General features: G+C 62.1%; 7 protein-coding genes. All 7 read left to right on the plus strand.

Going from position 1 to position 6,776, the window contains the following annotated elements; translation table 11 throughout:
• On the plus strand, positions 1 to 1,117 hold a 1,117-nt coding region (gene nuoF, locus ABSG20_RS25770; protein ID WP_423867312.1), incomplete at its 5' end, for an NADH-quinone oxidoreductase subunit NuoF.
• Positions 1,118 to 1,397: 280 nt separating this feature from the next.
• Positions 1,398 to 3,473: an NADH-quinone oxidoreductase subunit NuoG gene (gene nuoG, locus ABSG20_RS25775; protein WP_423867313.1), complete on the plus strand. Its 2,076-nt coding sequence runs from the start codon at positions 1,398 to 1,400 to the stop codon at positions 3,471 to 3,473.
• Positions 3,474 to 3,483: 10 nt separating this feature from the next.
• On the plus strand, positions 3,484 to 4,551 hold the full coding sequence (gene nuoH, locus ABSG20_RS25780) for an NADH-quinone oxidoreductase subunit NuoH (RefSeq protein WP_423867314.1): 1,068 nt from the start codon (positions 3,484 to 3,486) through the stop codon (positions 4,549 to 4,551).
• A 7-nt stretch (positions 4,552 to 4,558) separates the two neighbouring features.
• A complete protein-coding gene (nuoI, locus tag ABSG20_RS25785; protein ID WP_092507830.1) occupies positions 4,559 to 5,053 on the plus strand; it encodes an NADH-quinone oxidoreductase subunit NuoI in 495 nt (164 codons plus the stop codon).
• Positions 5,054 to 5,062: 9 nt separating this feature from the next.
• Entirely contained in the window at positions 5,063 to 5,701 is a 639-nt protein-coding gene (locus ABSG20_RS25790; RefSeq protein ID WP_423867315.1) for an NADH-quinone oxidoreductase subunit J, read from the plus strand.
• Positions 5,698 to 6,006 carry an NADH-quinone oxidoreductase subunit NuoK gene (gene nuoK / locus ABSG20_RS25795; RefSeq protein WP_423867316.1) on the plus strand — a complete coding sequence of 103 codons (309 nt, stop codon included), beginning with the start codon at positions 5,698 to 5,700 and terminating at the stop codon, positions 6,004 to 6,006. The genes ABSG20_RS25790 and nuoK overlap by 4 nt, the downstream gene beginning before the upstream one ends.
• An 89-nt stretch (positions 6,007 to 6,095) precedes the next feature.
• On the plus strand, positions 6,096 to 6,776 hold a 681-nt coding region (locus ABSG20_RS25800), incomplete at its 3' end, for a proton-conducting transporter transmembrane domain-containing protein (protein ID WP_423867317.1).

The following is a 6,776-nucleotide window of genomic DNA, read 5'->3' on the forward strand; positions in this document are numbered from 1 at the left end:
CAAGGCATCCACCGACGGCCGGCCGAGCTATCTCGTGGTCAACGCCGACGAGTCCGAACCCGGCACCTGCAAGGACCGCGAGATCATGCGGCACGATCCCCACCTTCTGGTCGAGGGCTGCCTGTTGGCGAGCTTCGCGATGGGCGCGCATGCCTGCTACATTTACGTGCGCGGCGAATTCATCCGGGAGCGCGAACACCTGCAGGCCGCGGTCGATCAAGCCTATGAGGCGAAACTGATCGGCGAGGACAATGTCAATGGCTGGCCCTTCGACCTCTACGTCACCCACGGCGCCGGCGCCTATATCTGCGGCGAAGAGACCGCGCTTCTGGAAAGCCTCGAAGGCAAAAAGGGCCAGCCGAGGCTGAAGCCGCCATTCCCGGCCAATGTCGGTCTCTACGGCTGCCCGACCACGGTCAATAACGTTGAATCGATCGCGGTCGCGCCGGACATCCTGCGCCGCGGCGCGGCCTGGTTTGCGGCGATCGGCCGGCCCAATAATGTGGGTACAAAACTGTTTTGTATTTCCGGCCATGTCGAACGTCCCTGTAACGTTGAAGAGGCGATGGGGATTCCGTTCCGCGAACTGATCGAGCGCCATTGCGGCGGTATCCGCGGCGGCTGGGACAATCTCAAGGCCGTGATCCCCGGCGGCTCATCGGTGCGGATGGTGCCGGCGGAACAGATCATCGACACCCCGATGGATTTCGACAGCCTCGGCAAACTGCGCTCCGGCCTCGGCACCGCCGCCGTCATCGTGATGGACAAATCGACCGACCTGATCGGTGCGATCGCGCGGATTTCCTATTTCTACAAGCACGAAAGCTGTGGCCAGTGCACACCGTGCCGCGAGGGAACCGGCTGGATGTGGCGGGTATTGACCCGGATGGCCGAGGGCCGCGCCCACAAGCGCGAGATCGACATGCTGCTGGAGGTGACAAAGCAGGTCGAGGGCCACACCATCTGCGCGCTCGGCGACGCCGCGGCGTGGCCGATCCAGGGTCTGATCGCGCATTTTCGCCACGAGATCGAAGCACGCATCGACGAGTATTCGCGGAAAGCGGATGTCGATGACGCCGGCATCCGCGATCCCGTGAACATGGTTGCGGCGGAGTGATGACCGTGTCTTTTCACCTCTTTCCGACTTGGCTGCGGTGGACGATAGTAAGTGGACTGATTGGCGCTTGGCTCTACGGCTTCACCCTATGGCGCAACCATCCTCAGGGTGCGGCAGCGACGATCGATTGTTTGATCGGAGTTATGGCGCTCGGTCTTGCCCCGTGGATCGCTCCACCGGGCCGATGGAGTAGGTTTTTGCGTGTCGCTGGAGCTTTACTGGCTTTCACAGCTTTTGCGCTCGCCTTGTCACTAATTTTGATGCTGAGGGACGGCCTCTGATGACAAAACTCATCATCGACGGCAAAGAGATCGATGTTCCCGCGGAATATACGCTGCTGCAGGCTTGCGAGGCCGCTGGCGCGGAAATCCCGCGTTTCTGCTACCACGAACGGCTGTCGATCGCCGGCAATTGCCGGATGTGCCTGGTTGAGGTGAAAGGCGGACCGAAGCCGGTCGCCAGCTGCGCCTGGGGCGTGCGCGATTGCCGTCCGGGGCCCAAGGGCGAGCCGCCGGAAATTTCCACCCGCTCGCCGATGGTGAAGAAAGCGCGCGAAGGCGTGATGGAATTTCTGCTGATCAACCATCCCCTGGATTGTCCGATCTGCGACCAGGGCGGCGAGTGCGACCTGCAGGACCAGGCGATGGGCTACGGCGTCGATACCAGCCGGTTTGCCGAAAACAAGCGCGCGGTCGAGGACAAATATCTCGGCGCGCTGGTCAAGACCTCGATGAACCGCTGCATCCAATGCACGCGCTGCGTCCGCTTCGCCGCCGAAGTCTGCGGCGTCCCGGAGATGGGCGCGACCGGCCGCGGCGAGGACATGGAAATCACCACCTATCTCGAATCGGCGCTGACCTCGGAATTGCAGGGTAACCTGGTCGATATCTGCCCGGTGGGCGCCTTGACCGCAAAGCCCTACGCGTTCGCGGCGCGGCCATGGGAACTCGGCAAGACCCAGTCGATCGACGTGATGGACGGCGTCGGCTCCGCGATCCGGGTCGATACAAGAGGCCGCGAAGTGATGCGCATCCTGCCACGCGTCAACGAGGCGGTGAACGAGGAGTGGATCTCCGACAAGACCCGCCACGTGATCGATGGCCTGCGGACGCAGCGGCTCGACCGTCCCTACATCCGGGGAAACGGCCAGCTCCGCGCCGCTTCGTGGCCCGAGGCATTCGCGGCCATCGCGGCCAAAACCAGCCGCATCGACGGCAAACGGATCGGGGCCATCGCCGGCGATCTCGCCGCGGTGGAAGAGATGTTCGCGCTCAAGGAGCTCTTGGCAAAATGCGGTTCGTCCAATCTCGCGGTCCAGGGCAGCGACGGTTTTGACCCGAAGAGCGGGCGCGCCTGCTACATTTTCAATCCGGGGATCACCGGTATCGACCAGGCCGACGCGCTTCTGATCGTGGGGTCGAACCCGCGCAAGGAAGCCGCCGTCCTTAACGCGCGGATCCGCAAGCGCTGGCGCAGCGGCCAGCTCAAGATCGGCGTCATCGGCGCCCGGGCCGATCTCACTTATGGGTACGACTATCTCGGCGCCGGTACCGATTCGCTCGGCGAACTGGCCGCCGGCAAGCATTCCTTTGCCGATGTGCTGAAGGCCGCGAAACATCCGCTTGTGCTGGTTGGGACCGGCGTCGCCGCGCGGCATGACGCGGCGGAAGTCCTGGCTCTACTCGCAAAATTCGCGCTCGACTTCGGCGTGGTCAAGGACGGTTGGAACGGCTTTGCCGTACTGCACGATACGGCCTCGCGCGTCGGCGCGCTCGATATCGGCTTCGCTCCGGGCGCGGGCGGCCTCAACGCGGCGCAAATGACGACGTTCGGAACGCTTGACGTCCTGTTCCTGCTCGGCGCTGACGAGACCAAGGTGCCCGACTCAACGTTCGTGGTGTACATCGGCAGCCACGGCGATCGTGGCGCGCATCGCGCCGACGTGATCCTGCCTGGCGCGGCCTACACTGAAAAATCAGGTATCTACGTCAACACCGAAGGCCGGGTGCAGATGGCCAACCGCGCATCATTCCCGCCGGGGGAAGCGCGCGAGGACTGGGCGATCATCCGCGCGCTGTCGGAGGTGTTGGGCAAAAAGCTTGCCTACGATTCCCTTGCCGCGCTGCGGCAGGCGATGTTCAAGGCGGTGCCGCATCTGATGCGCGTCGATCAGATCCAGACCGGCGACGCGGCGGATATCAGGACGCTGGCTGGCAAGGGCGGCAGCGTCGAGAAAACACCATTCAAGCCATCAGTCGAGGATTTTTACCTGACCAATCCGATCGCGCGCGCCTCGGCGGTGATGGCTGAATGCTCCCGGCTGGCTTCCGGGAAAATGCTGACGGCAGCGGAGTGAGCGTGACCTGATGGCTATGTTCGCAAGCGAATTCTGGACTGGCTTCCTGTGGCCGCTGATCGTCATGGTCGCGGAAAGCGTGCTGCTGCTCGTGGTGCTCTTGATCGCGATCGCCTACATCCTGTTGGCCGATCGCAAGATCTGGGCGGCGGTGCAGATCCGGCGCGGACCCAACGTGGTCGGCCCCTGGGGCCTGTTGCAGTCCTTTGCCGACTTCCTGAAGTTCGTGCTGAAGGAGCCGATCATTCCCTCCGGCGCTAACAAGGGGGTGTTCCTGCTGGCGCCGCTGGTATCTTGCGTGCTGGCGCTGGCAGCCTGGGCCGTGATCCCAACCAATCTCGGCTGGGTGATCTCCGACATCAACGTCGGCGTGCTCTATATTTTCGCGATCTCTTCGCTGTCGATCTACGGCGGCATCATGGCTGGCTGGTCGTCGAACTCGAAATATCCCTTCCTGGCCGCGCTTCGCTCAGCGGCGCAGATGGTGAGTTACGAAGTCTCGATCGGTTTTGTCATGATCACCGTTCTGCTGTGCGCGGGATCGCTCAACCTGTCGGCGGTAGTCGAGGCACAAAACAGCCGGGGGCTCGGAAGCCTGATCGGACTGCCCTGGCTGACGGTGCTGAACTGGTATTTCCTGCCACTGTTTCCGATGTTCGTTGTGTTCTATGTCTCGGCGCTGGCGGAGACCAACCGTCCGCCGTTCGATCTGGTGGAGGCCGAATCCGAACTGGTTGCGGGCTTCATGGTCGAATACGGATCGACCCCGTATCTTCTGTTCATGCTCGCCGAATATGTCGCGATCACAACGATGTGTGCGATGGCTACGATCCTGTTCCTGGGCGGCTGGCTGCCGCCGCTCGCGGTGCCGCCGTTCACCTGGGTGCCCGGCGTGATCTGGTTTTCGCTCAAGCTATTCTTCATGTTCTTCCTGTTTGCGATGGCGAAGGCAATCGTGCCGCGCTACCGCTACGATCAGTTGATGCGGCTCGGCTGGAAGGTGTTCCTGCCGTTATCGTTGGCGATGGTGGTTGTCGTCGCCGGCGTGCTGCATTTCGCGGGGATCGCCCCGCAATGAGGTCACCATGAGTGTCAATATCAACGCCACCGCCCGCTCGCTTCTCTTGTCGGAATTCGTATCGGCGTTCTTTCTCGCCATGCGCTATTTCTTCAAGCCGAAGCCGACGCTGAACTATCCGTTCGAGAAGGGACCGATCTCGCCGCGCTTCCGCGGCGAACACGCCCTGCGCCGCTATCCCAACGGCGAGGAGCGCTGCATCGCCTGCAAGCTGTGCGAGGCGATCTGTCCGGCGCAGGCCATCACCATCGAGGCCGGACCACGCCGTAATGACGGCACCCGCCGTACCGTGCGCTATGACATCGACATGGTGAAATGCATCTATTGCGGCCTGTGTCAGGAAGCCTGCCCGGTCGACGCCATTGTCGAGGGACCGAATTTCGAGTTCGCGACCGAAACGCGCGAGGAACTCTATTATGACAAGGCGAAGCTGCTCGCCAATGGCGACCGCTGGGAGCGGGAGCTTGCGAAATCGATCGAACTCGACGCGCCGTACCGCTGAGGGGATGAAATGATCCTTCCCGCGCTGTTCTTCTATCTGTTTGCCGGCATCTGCGTGGCCTCGGCGGTCATGGTCATCGTGTCGCGCAATCCCGTGCATTCCGTGCTGTTTTTGATCCTGGCCTTCGTCAACGCCTCTGGCCTGTTCGTGCTGATGGGCGCCGAGTTTCTGGCCATGATCCTGATCGTGGTCTATGTCGGCGCGGTCGCGGTGCTGTTCCTGTTCGTGATCATGATGCTGGACGTGGATTTCACCGAACTGCGCGAAGGGTTTCTCGAATATCTGCCGATCGGTCTGGTGATCGGAGCGGTTTTTCTCGCCGAACTGCTGCTGGTCGCGGGCGGCTGGGTGATCAATCCCGGCGTCGCCAAATCGATCACCGCGGCGATCCCCAATAATGTCAGCAACACCGAAGCGCTCGGCCTTGTGCTCTATACCAGGTACATCCATTACTTCCAGCTGGCGGGCATGGTGCTGCTGGTGGCGATGATCGGCGCCATCGTGCTAACGCTGCGCCACAGGGTCAGCGTCAAGCGGCAGGACATCAATGTGCAGAATGCGCGGACGCCCGAACTGGCCATGAGCCTGCGCAAGGTGGCCTCCGGGCAGGGCCTGCAGGACGCGGACGCGGCGGAGTGGGTGCAATGACGATCGGTCTTGGGCATTATCTCGCGGTCGGCGCCATCCTGTTCACGCTCGGGATCCTCGGCATCTTCCTCAACCGCAAGAACATCATCGTCATCCTGATGTCGATCGAGCTGATCCTGCTCGCCGTCAATATCAACCTCGTGGCGTTCTCGACCTTCATCGGCGATATCGTCGGTCAGGTGTTCGCGCTTCTGGTGCTGACGGTCGCGGCCGCGGAGGCCGCGATCGGGCTTGCTGTTCTCGTCGTCTATTTCCGCAATCGTGGTTCGATCGCGGTTGAAGACGTCAATCTGATGAAGGGTTAACGCATGATCCGGAAAAGTGGGGACCGGTTTTCCGTCGCGGCAAACGCGAAATGCGTTTGCGCGGAGATCATGCGCAAGGGAATGCCCACATGATCCAGGCAATCGTTTTCCTGCCGTTGCTCGGCGCCATCATTGCGGGAGCCATCTCGATCGTTGGCGCGCATGCGCGAAACCCCAGCGGCGACGAGGTCGAGCATCATGACGATGCGCACGGCGCCGACGTGCATGCGGCTGACGCCCACGCTGACCATGGCGACGATCACGGTCATGACGACCACCACGCCGCCGAGCCGCCGGCCGCTGGTTCACGCGCTGCCGAACTGGTCACGACCGGGTTTTTATTGGTTGCCGCCGCGTTGTCCTGGTGGACGTTGGTCGACGTCGGCTTCGGGCATCACGATATCCGGGTCGAGCTGTTCCCGTGGATCACTTCGGGCGATCTTCAAGTGTCCTGGGCGCTACGCGTCGACACGCTGACCGCCGTGATGCTGGTCGTCGTCAACACGGTGTCCTCACTCGTCCACCTCTATTCGATCGGTTACATGGACGAGGACCCGAACCGGCCGCGGTTCTTCGGCTACCTCTCGCTGTTTACCTTCGCGATGCTGATGCTGGTGACGTCGGATAACCTCGTGCAGATGTTCTTCGGCTGGGAAGGCGTCGGTCTGGCGAGCTATCTGCTGATCGGCTTCTGGTATCAGAAGCCGTCGGCGAATGCGGCTGCGATCAAGGCTTTCGTGGTGAACCGGGTCGGTGATTTCGGCTTTTTG

The organism is Bradyrhizobium sp. (assembly GCF_049512235.1).
In the GTDB taxonomy this organism is placed as follows: domain Bacteria; phylum Pseudomonadota; class Alphaproteobacteria; order Rhizobiales; family Xanthobacteraceae; genus Bradyrhizobium.

Excerpts from the sequence above, each read along its gene's own strand:
- nuoK (WP_423867316.1), top strand. The coding sequence starts at position 5,698 with ATGACGATCGGTCTTGGGCATTATCTCGCGGTCGGCGCCATCCTGTTC.
- nuoH (WP_423867314.1), top strand. The coding sequence starts at position 3,484 with ATGGCTATGTTCGCAAGCGAATTCTGGACTGGCTTCCTGTGGCCGCTG.
- nuoG (WP_423867313.1), top strand. The coding sequence starts at position 1,398 with ATGACAAAACTCATCATCGACGGCAAAGAGATCGATGTTCCCGCGGAA.
- nuoI (WP_092507830.1), top strand. The coding sequence starts at position 4,559 with ATGAGTGTCAATATCAACGCCACCGCCCGCTCGCTTCTCTTGTCGGAA.
- ABSG20_RS25790 (WP_423867315.1), top strand. The coding sequence starts at position 5,063 with ATGATCCTTCCCGCGCTGTTCTTCTATCTGTTTGCCGGCATCTGCGTG.